Annotated in this window: 17 protein-coding genes; 5 read left to right on the plus strand and 12 right to left on the minus strand. The window is 37.5% G+C overall.

The genetic code is table 11. From position 1 onward, the window contains the following. Window positions 1-13: 13 nt before the first annotated feature. From NYR30_RS09390 to NYR30_RS09445, 12 genes are all read right to left on the minus strand, one after another. Window positions 14-538: an OmpH/Skp family outer membrane protein gene (locus tag NYR30_RS09390; RefSeq protein ID WP_066108715.1), complete on the minus strand. Its 525-nt coding sequence runs from the start codon at window positions 536-538 to the stop codon at window positions 14-16. A 79-nt stretch (window positions 539-617) separates the two neighbouring features. Beyond that, window positions 618-3,023 carry an outer membrane protein assembly factor BamA gene (gene bamA / locus NYR30_RS09395; protein ID WP_302500755.1) on the minus strand — a complete coding sequence of 802 codons (2,406 nt, stop codon included), beginning with the start codon at window positions 3,021-3,023 and terminating at the stop codon, window positions 618-620. A gap of 56 nt (window positions 3,024-3,079) precedes the next feature. Continuing rightward, the gene (rseP, locus tag NYR30_RS09400) at window positions 3,080-4,420 is read right to left on the minus strand and encodes a sigma E protease regulator RseP (RefSeq protein WP_066113004.1); all 1,341 of its coding nucleotides are present in this window, start codon (window positions 4,418-4,420) and stop codon (window positions 3,080-3,082) included. 12 nt (window positions 4,421-4,432) lie between these two features. Further along, on the minus strand, window positions 4,433-5,299 hold the full coding sequence (locus tag NYR30_RS09405; protein ID WP_066113003.1) for a CDP-archaeol synthase: 867 nt from the start codon (window positions 5,297-5,299) through the stop codon (window positions 4,433-4,435). A gap of 12 nt (window positions 5,300-5,311) precedes the next feature. Further along, entirely contained in the window at window positions 5,312-6,037 is a 726-nt protein-coding gene (gene uppS / locus NYR30_RS09410) for a polyprenyl diphosphate synthase (RefSeq protein WP_066113002.1), read from the minus strand. 58 nt (window positions 6,038-6,095) lie between these two features. Further along, window positions 6,096-7,283, minus strand: a complete 1,188-nt coding sequence (ispC, locus tag NYR30_RS09415) for a 1-deoxy-D-xylulose-5-phosphate reductoisomerase (protein ID WP_066113001.1) — start codon at window positions 7,281-7,283, stop codon at window positions 6,096-6,098. 75 nt (window positions 7,284-7,358) lie between these two features. Then, window positions 7,359-7,916 (minus strand): ribosome recycling factor, encoded by a 558-nt coding sequence (gene frr / locus NYR30_RS09420; RefSeq protein ID WP_066108698.1) that lies wholly within the window; start codon window positions 7,914-7,916, stop codon window positions 7,359-7,361. Window positions 7,917-7,990: 74 nt separating this feature from the next. Then, on the minus strand, window positions 7,991-8,719 hold the full coding sequence (gene pyrH / locus NYR30_RS09425; RefSeq protein WP_066108695.1) for a UMP kinase: 729 nt from the start codon (window positions 8,717-8,719) through the stop codon (window positions 7,991-7,993). A gap of 123 nt (window positions 8,720-8,842) precedes the next feature. Beyond that, window positions 8,843-9,691 (minus strand): translation elongation factor Ts, encoded by an 849-nt coding sequence (tsf, locus tag NYR30_RS09430; RefSeq protein ID WP_066113000.1) that lies wholly within the window; start codon window positions 9,689-9,691, stop codon window positions 8,843-8,845. A 129-nt stretch (window positions 9,692-9,820) separates the two neighbouring features. After that, window positions 9,821-10,570, minus strand: a complete 750-nt coding sequence (gene rpsB / locus NYR30_RS09435; protein WP_066108690.1) for a 30S ribosomal protein S2 — start codon at window positions 10,568-10,570, stop codon at window positions 9,821-9,823. 204 nt (window positions 10,571-10,774) lie between these two features. Then, a complete protein-coding gene (radA, locus tag NYR30_RS09440; RefSeq protein WP_066112999.1) occupies window positions 10,775-12,145 on the minus strand; it encodes a DNA repair protein RadA in 1,371 nt (456 codons plus the stop codon). Between the two features lie 13 nt (window positions 12,146-12,158). Beyond that, the gene (locus NYR30_RS09445; protein WP_066112998.1) at window positions 12,159-13,223 is read right to left on the minus strand and encodes a CYTH domain-containing protein; all 1,065 of its coding nucleotides are present in this window, start codon (window positions 13,221-13,223) and stop codon (window positions 12,159-12,161) included. Between the two features lie 159 nt (window positions 13,224-13,382). Between NYR30_RS09445 and NYR30_RS09450 the strand changes: the two genes are divergently transcribed. From NYR30_RS09450 to NYR30_RS09470, 5 genes are all read left to right on the plus strand, one after another. Then, complete coding sequence (locus NYR30_RS09450; RefSeq protein ID WP_066112997.1) at window positions 13,383-14,063, plus strand: TIGR00153 family protein; 681 nt, start codon at window positions 13,383-13,385, stop codon at window positions 14,061-14,063. 33 nt (window positions 14,064-14,096) lie between these two features. Next, window positions 14,097-15,356, plus strand: coding sequence for an inorganic phosphate transporter (locus tag NYR30_RS09455; protein ID WP_066108678.1), 1,260 nt, complete (start codon window positions 14,097-14,099; stop codon window positions 15,354-15,356). Window positions 15,357-15,470: 114 nt separating this feature from the next. After that, complete coding sequence (locus NYR30_RS09460; RefSeq protein ID WP_066108676.1) at window positions 15,471-16,076, plus strand: TIGR04211 family SH3 domain-containing protein; 606 nt, start codon at window positions 15,471-15,473, stop codon at window positions 16,074-16,076. Next, the gene (locus tag NYR30_RS09465; RefSeq protein WP_066112996.1) at window positions 16,076-17,248 is read left to right on the plus strand and encodes a tRNA nucleotidyltransferase/poly(A) polymerase-related protein; all 1,173 of its coding nucleotides are present in this window, start codon (window positions 16,076-16,078) and stop codon (window positions 17,246-17,248) included. The genes NYR30_RS09460 and NYR30_RS09465 overlap by 1 nt, the downstream gene beginning before the upstream one ends. A 24-nt stretch (window positions 17,249-17,272) precedes the next feature. Beyond that, complete coding sequence (locus NYR30_RS09470; RefSeq protein ID WP_197495445.1) at window positions 17,273-18,028, plus strand: Nif3-like dinuclear metal center hexameric protein; 756 nt, start codon at window positions 17,273-17,275, stop codon at window positions 18,026-18,028. Window positions 18,029-18,066: the final 38 nt, after the last annotated feature.

Raw genomic sequence — 18,066 nt, forward strand, 5'->3', positions numbered from 1 at the left:
CAGCTAACCTCTATTATTTTTTAGCTGCTGGTGCAAGTTTATCCATTACGTCTTTAGTAATATTTTTACCATCTACTGCAAAAGCAACAGCGTTAGCATCAATTACAAAAGTATATTTTTTCTCTTTTGCAATATCATTAACAACTTTTTGGATAGACTCTACAACTTTATTATCTTCTTCTGCACGACGTGCATTGATTTTTTGTTGTAATTCGCCAGCTTCTTTATCGTAGTCTGCACGTAATTTATTGATTTCATCTTCACGTTTTTTGATATCTGCTTGACGTAAATTTTTACCATCTTTTTGTAACGCTTGGATTTTGTCTACGATAGCTTTTTCTTTAGCACGTAGTTGTTCAACTGGTGCTTTGAATTCATCATCTAATTTCTTCATTGCAGCTTGGCGTTCTGGTGCATTTTGGAAAATATATGCTGAATTAATAAATGCAATGCTCTCTTCTGCATTTGCTGCTGAAGCGAATAATGCACCACTTGCTAACGCTAAAGTTAATCCTGCAACTTTTAAAGATTTTTTCATAAAAACTCCTAGAGTATATTTTTAATTCAAAACGGGTTGTTTTAGAGAACTTATTTTGCAATAAGTTCTCATAAATTTATTAGAATGTTCCACCAATGCTAAATTGGAACTGTTCTACATCATCACCTTCATATTTTTTGATTGGTTTTGCATAAGAGAAAACCAATGGTCCAATTGGCGATTGCCATTGGAGTGAAATCCCTGTTGATGCTCTAACACGACTTGGATCACTATAATCAGGTAAATTATATTTTGTTGAGAATGATTTATCCCAATGGGTATTCCAAACACTCGCTGCATCAACAAAGAATGAGGTTCTTACGGTTGTTTGATTTTTATCACTCACAAATGGCGTTGGTACGATTAATTCTACACTGGTAGTAGCCATTGCGTTACCACCAATAACATCTGTACTTGGAGCATAACATTCAAAAACTTCACTAATTCCTCGACATGCATCTGCAGATCTGACGTTTTGATTTAAATAAAATGCGTTAGGCCCTACAGCTCCATAAGAGAATCCACGTAATGAACCAATACCACCAGCAGTATAGTATTGATAGAATGGTAATTTCTTACCACCAAAGCCGTTAGCATAACTCAAGCTTGCTTTACCAGAAAGCACCCAAGTTTCTGCACGATTTAATGGATAATAACCAAGGATGTTGGCATTTAATTTATAGTATTTATTGTCTGAACCAGGAATACTAATACGTCCGCCAATATTCGCTTTAATCCCTTTGGTTGGGAAGAAACCACGATTTAAGCTGTTATAACCCCAACCTAAACTAAAATCAAAGTCGTGGTTAGAAAATTCCCACTCTTTCGCTTCAATTGAATTTAAGTAGAGTGCACGACTATATTCAGGCTCAATATCTTTTAATTTATTGTGTGCATAACCCAAACCTAAATAGTAAGAGTTATTTTCATCCACTGGGAAACCTAGTGTGGTATCGATCCCATAAGAGGTTTTAGAATATGACGCTTGATAGTTGTTCTTAGAGTTATCGTATTTTTCGTAATAAACATTACCACCAAGACTTACACCATCTTTAGTAAAGTATGGTTCGTTATAACCTAAAGCAATGCTCATACCGTAGTCATTTCGTGTTCCTGATAAGCTTGCTGATGCACCTGTTCCTAAGAAGTTATCTTGTTTGACACTGGCGTTATAACTTAAACCACTTTCTGTACCATAACCGATACCAAAGTTAATACTACCTGTATTACGCTCTTTTACCTTATAAATCACATCCATTTGGTCATTAGCGCCTTTAACCATTTCTGTTGTAGTATCAACAGTTTCAAAGAAACCGGTACGTTCTAAACGAAGTTTACCTTGTTGAATTGCTGATAAAGAGTATAAAGCTCCTTCTTGTTGACGCATTTCTTGACGTAAAGTTTTATCTGCACTGGCGTCATTACCTTGGAATAAAATGTTACGTACATAATAACGGTGTCCAGCATCAACTACATAAGTTAAATTTACTTCATGTTTTTCTTCATCAAATTCAGGCACTAAATTCACTTGCGGTGCAGCATAGCTGTTATCACCAAGAATGTTCTTAATACCATCTTCAACATCTTTCGCATTATCGCCATTGAATAATTCACCTACATAGATTTTTTTCAATAACGGTTCCATTTGTGGCATTAATCCTGCAGTATCCCCCACAATACGAACACCGCTGACGGTATATTGTTCACCTTCCGATACATCAATCGTAATGGCAATATCTTTTTTATCATCGCTTACTTTGGTTTTTACATCAGTGATATTAAATTTTGGATAACCCTTATTTAGATAGAAGGTTTTAATCGCTTGTAAGTCGTTTTGGAATTTTTGTTGATCCAATTTACTACTTGCAAATAAATTCCACCAAGAAACATCTGGTTGAACTTCCATTTGCTCTAACAATGTTTTACTGTCAAAGGCTTTATTACCTTCAAAATTAATCTCTTTAACTAAAGCACGATCACCTTCGACAATATTCAGTTTTACATTAGCTTGATTACTTGCTACTTGGTCAATATCAAAATTCACTTTCGCATTATAGAAACCAATAGAGTGGTAATAATTTTCCAATTCGGTTTTAAAAGCATCAAGTTTTTCACGATTTAACAAACTACCTTCTTTAATATCGTTTGCTTTAAGATTGTCTTGTAGCGCATCTTTTGGAATTGATTCATTACCAGAGAGTTCTAGACTGTTAATTACTGCTCTTTCCGCAATATGAAGAACTAAGGTATTACCTTCTTGAGAAGCTTGAACATTCGTAAATGAACCATTGAGATACAACGCACGTACTAGATCAGAAATATCTTTATCGGTCACTCTTTGTCCAACTTTAATTGGCAAAGCTGCCATAATTGCGCCTTTATTGCCTTCAGAAACACCATCAATACGAATGTCTTTGACGACAAATGGTGCAGCAAAAGTTGCGGTACTAGTAAATAATAAACTGGTTAATAAAAGTTTCTTCATATTGCTCAATCCTGTTGTTTCTTTAATAACAGCCAAAACTAAATTTTGCCTCTATATTATAAACGCATTATATCATTAAATAACACAAAAACTGTAAGCCATAACAATAGTGCAACCCCAATACGATATGCAATATTCTGTATTTTTTCTGGTACAGGCTTTTTCGTTAATCCTTCAATAAAAAGGAAGACAAGTTGTCCGCCATCTAATACCGGCAATGGAAATAGATTCATAATGCCTAAATTGACACTAATTAGTGCCATAAAACGCAAAAAGTAAGTCAATCCATTTTCAGATGATATCCCTGCTCCTTGCGCAATAGAAATTGGACCACCCAGGCTGTTTAGACTCACTTCCCCAGTAAAAAGTTTTCCAACAATTTTAATTGTTGCCCATGAAAGTTGTCCGACCATTTGCCAAGAGTGCGATAAGGCAGAAAATAAGCCATAACGCTGCACTTCAATATCTTGTTGATTAAGTGAATGAACCACTGGCATTAATCCCACAAAAGGTTTTCCTTTTTCATTAAGCTGAGGGGTTAATGCGATTGTTTGTAGTGATGAATGACGTTCGATCGTCACTTGCATAGTTTGGTTGAGGTGTTTTTGAATTTGTGCAACAAATTGCTGCCAATCCACTTTTTCACCATTTACTGCAATGATTTTATCACCAATTTGCAAACCACTTTTTTCAGCAGGAGAGTTCTCCGATACCTTTGCAATAACATTATCGACTTTTGCTCGTTTAGGTTCTATCCCCAATGCAGTAAATCCGGTTTCATTACTTGGATCAAATTTCCAATCTGTTAAATTCACACGACGTTGAATTGTTCTATCTGAATCAACATCTTGCAAATTAATCTCAACTTCACCATCCCCCATTTTGGCAGCTAAAACTAAATTTACATCTTCCCAATTATGAATCGGCTCATTATCAATAGCGGTAATGCGGTAATTATTAGGTATAGCGGCTTGCGCGGCGAGTGAATCTTGACGAACATCTGCAATAATCGGTTTTAAGGTAGGAATTCCTATTAAATAAACCAACCAAAATGCAACAAGTGCAAATAAAAAGTTAGCCAATGGACCAGCAGCATAGATCATAATTCTTGAACGTACTGGTTGACGATTGAATGCTTTTGCTAATAAAGACGGTGGGACATCTTCATTCCGTTCATCCAACATACGAACATATCCACCAAGCGGGATCAGAGATACCACAAACTCGGTGCCATACTTGTCGGTTTTTCGCCATAATACTTTACCAAACCCAATCGAAAAACGTTGTACAGCAACGCCACATTTTCTTGCTACCCAAAAATGCCCTAACTCGTGTACAAATACCAAAATGGCAATAACAACGATAAAAGAAGCAACAGTCCACAAGAATGAAAACATATTGATGTCCAATTAAGTTAAGATAAAGAAAAAGGCACTAAATACTGGTAATGCCGCAGTTAAACTATCTACCCGATCTAAAATTCCGCCATGTCCTGGAATAAGCTGGCTGCTATCTTTAATACCACAATGGCGCTTAAACATACTTTCTGTTAAATCTCCCAAAATAGAAACAATAACAGTTAATACCGATACTGCCACTAATTCCACAAAAGATAAATTACTTGCTTCATATAATGGGGTAATCGTTAAAAAGATTGCTGCTACCACTATGGTTAAAATAATACCGCCAATCACACCTTCCCAAGTTTTTTTCGGTGAAACGGTTTCAGCTAATTTATGTTTACCAAATTTGCGTCCAGCAAAATAAGCACCGGTATCTGCCGCCCAAACCAATAAGAAGACATATAACAATAAAGTAATACCTTGATATGAACTGCTATTATATTGATAGAAGCGTAATGCTAATAAACTTAGGAAGAAAGGCACTAAGGTAAAGAAAGCAAACAGTAATTGCGCAATAGTTGAATTTCCCCAAAAAGCGGTGCTTTTCGGATAAGTGAGTACCAATACTAAAGCAATCAACCACCATAACAACGAAGAGACGATCAATAATTCGGAGAGATTATTGAGAATTTTACCGCTGGCAATAAAATCACTATTGGCATAAATGAATAAATAGAGAAAAGCTGCTGCAATACTGGTAATGATCCAACGTAAAATAGGTTGTTTAATTTTTGCAAATTGTGTCCATTCCCAAACTGCCAACACGATTAATAAAGCACAAGTACTGGCGAATAACAAAGGTGGGAACACAAACAATACAATAAATACTAGGCTAACTAATACTAATGCCGACAAAATTCGAGCCTTTAACAAAATAAACTCCTATTATGATCCTTTAGAAAGTGAGCCAAAACGACGCTCTCGTTGTTGATAAAAATCCAGTGCTTCTTCGAACTCTTTTTCTGAGAAATCTGGCCATAACACCTCTGTGAAATAGAGCTCAGCATAGGCAATTTGCCATAATAAAAAATTACTAATTCTTTGTTCACCACTGGTTCGAATTAATAAATCAACCATTGGTTGATCTACTGTCGTTAAATATTCAGCAAACTTAGTTTCATCTAATTGCTGTAAATCTAATGTACCCGCTTGTACGTCAGCACAAACACGTTTTGTCGCCTGTAAAATATCCCAACAACCACCATAATTGGCGGCAATATTCAAAGTTAATTGGGTATTATGTTGTGTTAATTGCTCTGCAGTACGGATACGTTTTTGTAATCCATCACTAAAACGTGAAATATCTCCCAAAATTTTCAAACGGATATTATTTTTATGCAGTTTATTGACTTCTAAATCTAACATACGCATAAACAGATCCATTAAGGCATTAACTTCATTTTCTGGACGCTGCCAGTTTTCGCTGCTAAATGCGTATAAGGTCAAATATTTAATACCAGTTTGTGCCGCATAATACACTGCACGCCTTACGGCTTGTGCACCATTACGATGGCCAAAAACTCGCAATTTGCCTTTTTGTTTAGCCCAACGCCCATTCCCATCCATAATGATAGCAACGTGTTGAGGAATATTTTCAGGATCTAACGCCATATAGTATTTAAAATAGTGTGAATAACGCCGAGCGACAATATACCACGCAAGTCATTAATTAAAAACTTAAAATCCGATCATTTGCCAATTCTCTGGCGATTTTATCAACAGCCAAAACATCTTCCACAGAGGTAATAACACGACTTGGAATTTTCTCTACCACAAAACGATTTAATTCTGCAATTTGCGTAAATTTAATCTGCTCCTGTAAAAAAGCCGCTACTGCAACTTCATTCGCCGCATTCATTGCTGTGGTTGCATACTGCCCTGCATCAAAGGCTTCAATCGCTAATTTTAGGTTTGGATAACGCTGAAAATCTGGCGTCATAAATGTTAATTCAGATAATTGAGTAAAATCTAATGGTTCAACGCCAGATACAATTCGTTGAGGATAAGACATTGTTTCCGCAATTGGAGTACGCATATCAGGATTCCCCATTTGCGCAATAACACTACCGTCAATATAACGCACCATTGAATGAATAATGGATTGTGGATGAATAATAATTTCCATCTGTTCCGCACTCGCATTAAATAACCAACGTGCTTCAATATATTCCAAACCTTTATTCATCATCGTTGCTGAATCAACAGAGATTTTTGCTCCCATTGACCAATTTGGATGAGCAATGGCTTGTGCAGGCGTAATACTCTCAAATTCCTCTAGCGGTTTGGTTCTAAATGGACCACCTGAACCAGTTAATACAATTTTACTCACACCTAATTTAGTTAAATCACAAAAGCCAATATTTTGTTGCGCTTCGACCGGTAAAGATTGGAAAATCGCATTATGTTCACTATCTACCGGCAATAAGGTTGCACCATATTTTTTCACCGCATCTAAAAACACTTGGCCACAAGTGACCAAAGATTCTTTATTCGCCAGTAAAATACGCTTTCCTGCTTTGATCGCTGATAAAGTTGGCAATAAACCTGCCGCACCAACAATCGCCGCCATTACCATATCAACTTTCTCATGTGCTGCTAATTCACAAATTGCCTCTTCACCAGCCAGCACTTCCGTAGCACATCCTTGACGTTTTAATTTTTCTGCTACTTGTTTTGCCGCATCGTGATTCGCCATTGCCACAAACAACGGCTCAAATTCTAAACATTGTTTTGTCACTAACTCCACATTGCTATTAGCGACTAGTGCGAATACTTGATAATCTTTATTATGCTGAATGACGGAAAGGGTACTTTGACCAATTGAACCAGTAGAACCGAGAATGACGATATTTTTCATGATATGTGCGTTTGTGATTTAGAAATAAAAAAATAACTGGCGCGAACCGATCACGCCAGTTACCGATAGAGTCAATTAGAAATCCATTAGCTCTTTTTCTTTTTCTGCTAAAGCTTCATCCACTTTTTTCACATAAAGATCAGTTAATTTTTGAATTTCATCTTGTGCTTTACGTTCATCATTTTCACTGATTTCTTTATCTTTTAATAATGCTTTAACTTTATCATTCGCATCACGACGAATATTACGAATAGCTACACGACCTTGCTCAGCTTCACCACGAACAATTTTAGTTAAATCACGACGACGTTCTTCTGTTAATGGTGGTAATGGCACGCGAATAATTGTACCTGCTGATGCTGGGTTTAAACCAAGATCAGACGCCATAATCGCTTTTTCAACGGCTGAGATTAAACTACGATCAAATACAGTAATTGCTAAGGTACGAGCATCTTCTGCAACAACATTTGCTACTTGGCGTAATGGAGTTGATGCACCGTAATATTCCACATGGATGCCGTCTAATAAGCTTGGATGCGCACGTCCAGTACGAATTTTAGAGATTTGTCCTTTTAACGCTTCCACGCTCTTTTCCATACGTTGCTGCGCTTCATCTTTAATTGTTTTAATCACACTATTTTCCTTTTCAAATTAAGTCGAATAACAACTGCTGCCGAATTGTAACTAATGTAAGCTCTTTTTTAAATCTATTTTTTATCAGTAATTAAGGTACCTTCTGGTTCCCCTAATACTACACGACGCAAAGCACCCGGCTTATTCATATTAAATACACGAATTGGCATACCATGATCACGTGCTAAGGTAAATGCCGCTAAATCCATTACTTTTAACTCTTTTTCCAATACTTCTTGGTAAGTTAATTGTGAATACAATTTTGCATTTGGATTAGTCGCAGGATCGCAATCATACACACCATCTACTTTTGTTGCTTTTAATACTACATCAGCTTCAATTTCAATACCGCGTAAACAAGCAGCCGAATCAGTTGTAAAGAATGGATTACCTGTACCAGCAGAGAAAATCACAACTTGTCCTTGTCTTAATAGACGAATCGCTTGTGCCCAGCTATAAGTATCACAAACACCATTTAGCGGAAATGCTGACATCAATTTCGCATTCACATCAGCACGATGTAAAGAGTCACGCATTGCTAATCCGTTCATTACAGTTGCCAACATTCCCATATGATCGCCAACAACACGATTCATTCCAGCTTTTGCTAATTTCGCACCACGAAATAGATTTCCACCACCCAACACAACGGCAACTTGTACATTTAGTTCTAGTAAATCTTTAATTTCTGCTGCCATACGATCCAAAATAGAAGGATCAATACCAAAACCTTCTTCACCTTGTAATGCTTCACCACTAAGTTTAAGTAAAATACGGTTATAAATTGGTTTTAACTGACTCATTATGCTTTCCTTCTTATGTTGTTGTGAAAATATAAACAAATCCTTTATTCCGGCATAAATGACTTGTTTATATTTTCAGCTTATAAAAAAAGCGAGTTTCCTCGCTTTTTTATCAGTCGATGATTAAGCTTTTGACATCGCTGCAACTTCTGCTGCGAAATCTGCTTCAACTTTTTCGATACCTTCACCAACTTCTAAACGGATGAAGTTAACAACAGTTGCACCTTTTTCTTTTAATAAGTCACCAACAGTTTTTGATGGATCCATAACAAATGGTTGACCAGTTAAAGAAACTTCACCAGTGAATTTCTTCATACGGCCTTCAACCATTTTTTCTGCGATTTCACGTGGTTTACCAGATTGCATTGCAATATCCACTTGGATTTGACGTTCGTGTGCAACCACTTCTGCCGGAACATCAGATGGATTTACATATTCTGGACGGCTTGCCGCAATGTGCATTGCAACGTGTTTCAATAATTCATCGTCTGCGTTTTCTGCTGCAACTAATACACCAATTTTCGCACCATGTAAGTATGAACCTACAGCAGCACCGTTAATTGCTGAAACACGACGAATATTCATGTTTTCACCAATTTTCGCTACTAATGCAGTACGTTCTTCTTCGAATTTTGCTTTTAATGCTTCGATATCAGTTTCTTTGTTTGCTAATGCGTAATCAGCAACTTTAGCTGCTAAACCTAAGAATCCTGCATCTTTTGCTACGAAGTCAGTTTCACAGTTCATTTCAACTGCTACACCATAACCATCTTGTACGCGGATTACAATTACACCTTCCGCTGCTACACGACCAGCTTTTTTAGCTGCTTTCGCTTGACCAGATTTGCGCATATTGTCGATTGCTAATTCGATATCACCGTTAGCTTCAACAAGTGCTTTTTTGCACTCCATCATACCTGCGCCAGTACGTTCACGAAGTTCTTTTACTAATGATGCTGTAATTTCAGCCATTTTTAAATCCTCTTTCTGTGTCAGTTAGACCACATTTTATATAAAACAGGGAACCCTAATGAGTCCCCTGCTAACCAATTAGTTTACTGTGGTTAATAAGGGATTTAACCTTATTAGATCCCAATAAGATTATTCTACTTTTGCTTCAGCGTCTGCCGCTAATTCTTCAAAAGCTTCTTCTGCAACTGCGCCTTGAGCTTGTGCTTTACCTTCTTTAACAGCTTCTGCTGCTGCAGTTAAGTAAAGTTGAATTGCTCTTACTGCGTCATCATTACCAGGAATCACATAATCAACGCCATCTGGATCAGAGTTAGTATCAACAATCGCAAACACTGGAATACCTAGGTTATTTGCTTCTTTAACTGCGATATGTTCGTGATCTGCTGCGATAACGAATAACGCATCAGGTAATCCGCCCATATCTTTGATACCGCCAAGACTTAACTCTAATTTTTCCATCTCACGAGTACGCATTAACGCTTCTTTTTTGGTTAATTTGTCGAAAGTACCATCTTGAGATTGAGTTTCTAAATCTTTTAAGCGTTTGATTGATTGACGAACTGTTTTCCAGTTAGTCAACATACCACCTAACCAACGGTGGTTTACATAATATTGTTGGCAATCTAATGCTGCTGCTTGCACTGGATCAGTTGCGGCACGTTTTGTACCAACGAAAAGAATTTTACCGTTATTTGCTGCAATGCGTTTTAATTCTTCTAACGCTGCATTAAACATAGGTAAAGTTTTTTCTAAGTTGATGATATGAACGCCGTTGCGTGGTCCGAAAATGAATGGTTTCATTTTTGGATTCCAGTAACGAGTTTGGTGACCGAAATGAACGCCAGCTTGTAGCATTTCACGCATTGTAACTTGTGCCATAATTTTTTCCTTATTTAATTGGGGTTTAGCCTCCACATATCCCTAGACAATCGACCGTTTGGCACCCCGATTGTTAGTGTAGATATGTGTGTGAAATAATAAATTTACCTTTTTAAATTTTTACGACAAAAAGGCGGTGCGTTTTATACCATAAAACGGCATAAAAACCAATGTTTATCAGTAAATATTTTTTCGCATAATTGGTTAAAAACCATCTAGTACTTGCAGCGCATCACTTAACTTTTTCACTACAAAAACTTGCATATTATCAATCGGATTTTTCGGTCGATTAGCATAAGGCACTATTGCTCGACGAAAACCATGTTTTGCAGCTTCACTGATCCGCTCTTGTCCACTTGGTACTGGGCGAATTTCACCTGCTAAACCAACCTCACCAAACACCACTAAATCCCTTGGTAAAGCCCGATTGCGGAAGCTTGAGATCAAGGCTAATAACAATGCCAAATCCGCGCTGGTTTCACTCACTTTCACCCCACCAACCACATTGACGAAAATATCTTGATCCGCCATTTGTAATCCACCATGACGATGCAAAACAGCAAGTAATAAGGCAACACGATTATGATCTAAACCAACTGCAACACGACGAGGATTAGCCAACATTGAATAATCGACTAATGCTTGAATTTCCACTAATAAAGGACGTGTGCCTTCCCATAGTACGACCACTGAACTTCCCGGTGTTTGTTCTTCACCACGACTAAGAAAAATCGCCGATGGATTTTTTACCTCTTTCAAACCTTGTTCAGTCATTCCGAAAACTCCCAGTTCATTAACCGCACCAAAACGGTTTTTCTGACTGCGTAAAGTACGGAAGCGTGAATCAGCCTCACCTTCTAATAAAATAGAACAGTCTATACAGTGCTCTAACACTTTCGGGCCTGCTAAAGTGCCATCTTTGGTAACATGGCCAACCATAATGATTGCCACTTGTTTCGTCTTAGCATATCTCGTCAAAAACGAGGCACACTCTCTAACCTGCGCCACACTGCCCGGTGAAGATTGAATATCAGCCAAATGCATTACTTGAATTGAGTCAATCACCATTACTTTAGGCTGCAATTGATCCGCCAATACACAAATTTGCTCCACTGAAGTTTCTGATAACATCTGCAAATTTTCCATTGGCAAATTCAATCTTTTCGCACGCATTGCCACCTGTTGCAATGATTCTTCACCTGTCACATACAATGTTGGCATTTGTTGTGCTAAGCCACACATTACCTGCAGCAATAAGGTACTTTTCCCCGCACCAGGATGACCGCCAATTAAAATGGCACTTCCCGGAACGATACCACCGCCTAACACACGATCTAACTCATTAAAACCACTGCTAAAACGTGGTAATTCCGTTAAGCTGATTTCTGATAATTTTTGTACTTTACTGCCGCTTGCACCTGCATACCCACTAAACCGATCACCTTTATTCGGTGTTGCCGCTAAACGCACTTCAGTAATCGTATTCCAAGCTTGGCAAGCACTACATTGCCCTTGCCAACGAGCATATTCCGCACCGCAGTCGTTACAAACATAGGCTGTTTTTACTTTTGCCATAATTTTTTCAATGCTATTTCAATGTAAATTTCAAAAGATTAATCATTCTTTGCAAGTATTGACCTTGTGCTGTTAAGTCAAACAGTTGCTGGATTGCTTTTGTATGATCCTGATGTTCAAGATGACGTGCAATAATTTGGCGAAGTTGTTGATAAACAACCTGATTCCCCTCATACACATCGTCAATAATTTCAGCGACAGCTAACTGTTGTTGTTCTAGCGTTGATGCTGCTTGCTGCAATAACGCTGTTTTTTCAACATAGTATTGATATAACTTAGAAAATAGATCGAGCATTGTTGTCGTCGCCTCTGCATCCAAAATTAATTTACTACGATCCGTTTGCTCTAAAAATTTTAATAAACGTAACTCATATTGGTATAACGCTAAAATTTGCTCCTGTGCCGATACATAATGCTGCTGCAATAACTGCTGCCAATCATTGAGAGTCACTTTTTGTGCTGCTTTTCCTAATCCAGCAAGCTGATAGCCACGTTCTGCTTTACTCTCTTGACCTAAACGCATGCCATCTAAAAACAGCAAATTCTGCACAAAATTCAATACATCAATCACCTTGCCGTTTTTTAACTCAATTTCAATCTCACTAATCGGTGCTTGCTGTTGCTTTGCAAGAATTTTCCCCTGATCAATGGCAATTTCTAACTGCGTTCCATTACCTGTTTCCAATAGATAGTATTCACGTTGAAAATCTGTACTAAAGATTGGTTGTAACGTGCTTTGTAAGGTTTGATAGTCACGTTCAAGCTGCAATTCTGCATATTGTGCAAATTGCGTCATATCTGGAGTACTACTAGATAATTGCACATTATATTCAGGACGAATATGCAACGCGCCTTGTGTTAAACCTGCAGTTTTTAGCGTCATCGTATAACGATCTTGTTCCTTTCTGACTCGTAATCCCATCTTTTTCTTAGCAAAAAAATGATCTTCAGTATCGAAATAGCTATTTTGACTAAAAACCTGCTTTTGCGTTAATAATTGGAAATGACTTAATTCTTGCTTTAAACTATTAATAACTTCTTGATTTGCCGTTAATTTTAATTCTATTTCTTGCGACATAATAGATTTCTCTCTAAATGAAATAATTGATGCTACTTTAGCAAATTTTTTCGGGAGTGCGTAAAATAAAATCTTGTCAGTAGAAAATGGTCTATTGTAAAATTCGCGCCGATTTCAACATTTCAAAGCTCGCCTATAAACTCAACTAAGGAGATGTATATGGCAATTAATAACATTCTTGGTCTATTTGCCCAATCCCCGCTTAAACCGTTGCAAAAACACTCTACAAAAGTGAATGAAGCTTGTGCAATGTTAATCCCATTTTTTGAAGCCTGTTTTGCCGATGACTGGGATACTGCTATGCAATTGCGTACCAAAATCTCAGAACTCGAAAAACAAGCTGATTTATTAAAACGTGAAATTCGTTTAAAACTCCCTCGTGGCTTATTTATGCCAGTAGAACGTACTGACTTATTAGAGCTAGTGACTCAATTAGATAAATTGGCTAACTATGCTAAAGATATCTCAGGTCGCGTCATTGGTCGTCAATTAAAAGTACCTGAACAAATTCAAGCTGAATTTTTATCTTATGTACGCCGTAGTTTAGATTCTAGTGATCAGGCTCGTCGTGTAATTGATGAAATGGATCAATTACTGGAAACCGGTTTTAGAGGCAGAGAAGTTAATTTTGTCAATGATATGATTAATGAACTCGATAAAATCGAAGATGATACTGATCATATGCAGATCGTATTACGTCGTAAATTACTAGAATTAGAAGACTCTTATAATCCAATTGATATGGTGTTCTTATACAAAATTATTGAATGGGTTGGTGTTTTAGCAGATCAAGCACAACGTGTAGGTTCTCGTATTGAATTAATGCTAGCTCGCTCATAAGCCGCCACGATACATTATTTATTAGGATTACTTATGGAAATATTATCTAATTACAGTACTCTTCTGGTAGTGCTGACTGCGATATTTGGTTTTTTAATGGCATTCGGTATTGGTGCTAATGACGTATCAAATGCGATGGGTACTTCTGTTGGTTCAAAAGCAATTACACCTCGTCAAGCAATTATCATTGCAATTATTTTTGAAGGCGCTGGTGCTTATCTTGCCGGTGGTGAAGTTGCCGAAACTATTAAAGACGGTATCATTGATCCAACGCTATTTATTCACCAACCTGAAATCTTAGTTTTAGGGATGATGGCATCTTTGCTTTCTGCAGGCTTCTGGCTAGTTTTTGCTTCTCGTGTTGGTTGGCCGGTATCAACTACTCACACAATCATTGGAGCAATTGTAGGTTTCGCTTGTGTTACTGTTGGTAGTGATGCTGTTGAATGGGGTAGCTTATCTGGTATTTTTGGTAGTTGGATTATTACACCTTTTATTGCTGGTATTATTGCTTATCTTATTTTTAGTAGTACGCAAAAACTGATCTTTGATACAGAACAACCATTATTTAATGCGAAACGTTTTGCTCCTTTTTATATGGGGCTGACCATTTTAATTATTTCATTAGTCACTATCAAAAAAGGCCTTAAACATATTGGTTTGCATCTTACTAATGGCGAAACATTCCTTATTTCGTTAATTCTCAGTGTTTTAGCTACTATTGCTTGTGCTTTCTATCTTCGTAGTCAATCTTTTGAGAAAAAAGCTACTGCTGGCTTTGGTGCTGTAGAAAAAGTATTCCGCCTATTAATGTTATTAACTGCTTGTTCAATGGCATTCGCTCATGGCTCAAACGATGTAGCAAATGCTATCGGACCACTATCTGCTGTTGTTTCAATCATTGATCATGGTGGTGTTATTGCTGGTAAGACGACTATGGCTTGGTGGGTGCTACCACTTGGTGCCTTAGGTATTATTGCCGGTTTAGCAGTAATGGGACAGCGAGTAATGGATACTATTGGTACAGGAATTACGGATTTAACGCCAAGTCGTGGTTTCGCAGCTCAATTTGCTACTGCCACAACCGTTATCCTTGCTTCAGGTACCGGTTTACCAATTTCTACTACACAGACTTTAGTTGGTGCTGTTCTTGGTGTTGGTTTTGCACGTGGTATTGCAGCATTAAACTTAGCTGTTATCCGTAATATTATATCTTCTTGGATTATCACATTACCTGCAGGTGCCTTCTTCTCTGTGATAATTTTCTATACCCTAAAAGCGATATTATTGTAGAATACCTCCTCACCAATAAAACGAAATGCAGCAAATCGCTGCATTTCGTTTAATAGCAATTAGTTAACCTAGCTTCAAAAGTTAGATCTTTTTCAAATCAATAAAGAACGTATGATGAAAAAACTTTCACATTTATTCGGGATATTTTCCACCCTATTTATCGTCAGCCAATGTGCCTTTGCACAAACGCAATATGTTTCTGAAAATCTAAGCACTTACCTACGCAAAGGGGCAAGTGATCAATTTAAAATTGTTGGTACTATTAAATCTGGTGAAGCGGTTACCGTTTTAGAACAAAAAGATAAATATACTCACATTCGTGACAGTCGTAATCGTGAAGGTTGGCTCTTAACCAGTGAACTTAGTAATACACCTAGCAGTAAAGAACAAGTACCTGCCTTACAGAAAAAAATTGATGAGTTAACACTAAAACTCAATCAAATTAATAACGACTGGCAACAACGAACAAATGAAATGCAACGTCGTACCCAACAAGCCGAAAAACAAAGTAGTGAATTACTCGAACAAAACTCTCAACTTAATCGTCAAGTTGATATTCTCAAGAATAAAAATAAAGATTTAGAAGCAATGCTAGATTCCGAAAAACGTGGCATTATTATACGCTGGTTCATTTATGGCGGTTCTGTATTAGCAGCTGGATTAATTCTTGGTTTAATTATTCCAGTGCTTATTCCTCGTCGTCGCAGAGAACGTTGGTAATGGCGCAACAACCAGAAATCTATCTCGTTGGTGGGGCGGTGCGTGATCGCTTACTGGGGCTACCTGTAACAGACAAAGATTGGTTGGTCGTCCACGCTACACCCGATGATCTATTAAAACAGGGATACCTACAAGTTGGTAAGGATTTCCCTGTCTTTTTGCATCCTCAAACTAAGCAAGAATATGCTCTCGCCAGAACAGAACGTAAAACAGGTAAAGGTTATACTGGCTTTTGCTGTGATTTTTCTCCAGAAATTACGCTTGAACAAGATCTTATCCGTCGTGATTTAACCATTAATGCCATTGCCGAAGATCTACAAGGTAATCTTCACGATCCTTATAACGGTATTGCTGATTTAAAACAAAAAAAATTACGCCATATCTCTGCGGCTTTTAGTGAAGATCCACTTCGTGTTTTACGTGTAGCTCGTTTTGCCGCTCGCTTCTATCCACTCGGTTTTACTATTGCTGATGAAACATTAGCTTTAATGAAAAAAATGGTTGCTAGTGGTGAATTACAGGCATTAACAGCGGAACGTGTCTGGCTAGAAACTGAAAAAGCACTCAGTTATGCTCACCCCGAGATCTATTTTCAGGTGTTAGCTGAAGTTGGCGCCATTACATTATTTAACGAATTAGCTCCGTTATTTGATCAAGCCAATCCACACCTTAGTGAAACATTGGTTCGTTTAAATTTATTAATTGCTGAAATGTCAGAGTTAGAGCAAAAAACATTACGTTTTGCGTTCTTTTTTGTCAGCTTATACCTACAAAATCAGCAGATAGCTGAGCAACAAACTCTGCAGCAAATTCAATTACAAATTCAGCAATTATGCCAACGTTATAAAGCACCATCAGCCTATCTAGATAACGCATTATTAGCAGTACAATTTGTCAATAACTTCTCACAAACTGCCTCTTTGACCAGCGAAGAGATTATTACGCTCTTCGATCAACTAGACTGTTGGCGAAAACCACAAAGACTCACTAATCTATGTTTGCTTTATCGAGCTATTTTCAATCACTTTACTTTAGCTCAACAACAGCAATGGCTACAGTGGTATCAACAAGCCAAGGCAGTAGATGTCCAACAAATTATTGCTGCAGGTTTTCGTCAGCAACACATTAAACTCGAACTTTACCATCGCCGTATATTGGCGATTTCTCAATAACTTCAGATTGCCAAGGATATTATGATTAATCATCTCGAACTCGAACAAATTCTTAATCAATTACTTAATAGCGATAAGATCAATGACTACGCGCCAAATGGCTTACAAGTTGAAGGTAAAACACAAATCAACAAAATTGTTGCTGGTGTTACCGCCTCTCAAGCCTTAATCGATTATGCCGTTAGCGTTAATGCAGATGCAATTATTGTTCATCATGGCTACTTTTGGAAAAATGAAAATCCTTGTATTCGTGGTATGAAAGGTAAACGTATTAAAACGTTACTCCAAAACGACATCAATTTATATGCTTACCATCTTCCACTCGATATGCATCCAACCTTAGGCAATAATGCTCAATTAGCAAAATTATTGGGTATAACCGAACTCTATCCATTGGAAGATTCCGCAATGTCGATTCCAATGTGGGGAAAGCTACCGCAAGCAATTTCAGGTACAGAGTTAGCACAACGCATTAACCAGCAATTAGCTCGTACATGTTTACATTGCGCTAATGATCCGCAGCAACCTATTCAAAAAATTGGCATCTGTACCGGCGGTGGTCAAGGTTATATTGATTTGGCTGCCGCAAAAGGATGTGACGCTTTTATTACAGGGGAAGTTTCTGAACAAACTGTACATTCTGCTCGTGAACAAAATATTCAGTTTTTTGCTGCTGGACATCACGCTACCGAACGCTATGGTATTAAAGCATTAGCTGCTTGGTTAGCAGAAAATTATCAACTTACTGTTGAGTTTAAAGATATTGATAATCCGGCTTGATTACTGATTTAGGCAAAATATCTCTATCATTTTAGCAA

Source organism: Gallibacterium salpingitidis, assembly GCF_030517105.1.
Lineage (GTDB): Bacteria > Pseudomonadota > Gammaproteobacteria > Enterobacterales > Pasteurellaceae > Gallibacterium > Gallibacterium salpingitidis.

Excerpts from the sequence above, each read along its gene's own strand:
- uppS (WP_066113002.1), bottom strand. The coding sequence starts at position 6,037 with ATGGCGTTAGATCCTGAAAATATTCCTCAACACGTTGCTATCATTATG.
- rpsB (WP_066108690.1), bottom strand. The coding sequence starts at position 10,570 with ATGGCACAAGTTACAATGCGTGAAATGCTACAAGCTGGCGTTCATTTC.
- NYR30_RS09460 (WP_066108676.1), top strand. The coding sequence starts at position 15,471 with ATGAAAAAACTTTCACATTTATTCGGGATATTTTCCACCCTATTTATC.
- bamA (WP_302500755.1), bottom strand. The coding sequence starts at position 3,023 with ATGAAGAAACTTTTATTAACCAGTTTATTATTTACTAGTACCGCAACT.
- NYR30_RS09390 (WP_066108715.1), bottom strand. The coding sequence starts at position 538 with ATGAAAAAATCTTTAAAAGTTGCAGGATTAACTTTAGCGTTAGCAAGT.
- tsf (WP_066113000.1), bottom strand. The coding sequence starts at position 9,691 with ATGGCTGAAATTACAGCATCATTAGTAAAAGAACTTCGTGAACGTACT.
- NYR30_RS09450 (WP_066112997.1), top strand. The coding sequence starts at position 13,383 with ATGGCAATTAATAACATTCTTGGTCTATTTGCCCAATCCCCGCTTAAA.
- NYR30_RS09455 (WP_066108678.1), top strand. The coding sequence starts at position 14,097 with ATGGAAATATTATCTAATTACAGTACTCTTCTGGTAGTGCTGACTGCG.
- rseP (WP_066113004.1), bottom strand. The coding sequence starts at position 4,420 with ATGTTTTCATTCTTGTGGACTGTTGCTTCTTTTATCGTTGTTATTGCC.
- ispC (WP_066113001.1), bottom strand. The coding sequence starts at position 7,283 with ATGAAAAATATCGTCATTCTCGGTTCTACTGGTTCAATTGGTCAAAGT.
- NYR30_RS09445 (WP_066112998.1), bottom strand. The coding sequence starts at position 13,223 with ATGTCGCAAGAAATAGAATTAAAATTAACGGCAAATCAAGAAGTTATT.
- pyrH (WP_066108695.1), bottom strand. The coding sequence starts at position 8,719 with ATGAGTCAGTTAAAACCAATTTATAACCGTATTTTACTTAAACTTAGT.
- radA (WP_066112999.1), bottom strand. The coding sequence starts at position 12,145 with ATGGCAAAAGTAAAAACAGCCTATGTTTGTAACGACTGCGGTGCGGAA.
- NYR30_RS09465 (WP_066112996.1), top strand. The coding sequence starts at position 16,076 with ATGGCGCAACAACCAGAAATCTATCTCGTTGGTGGGGCGGTGCGTGAT.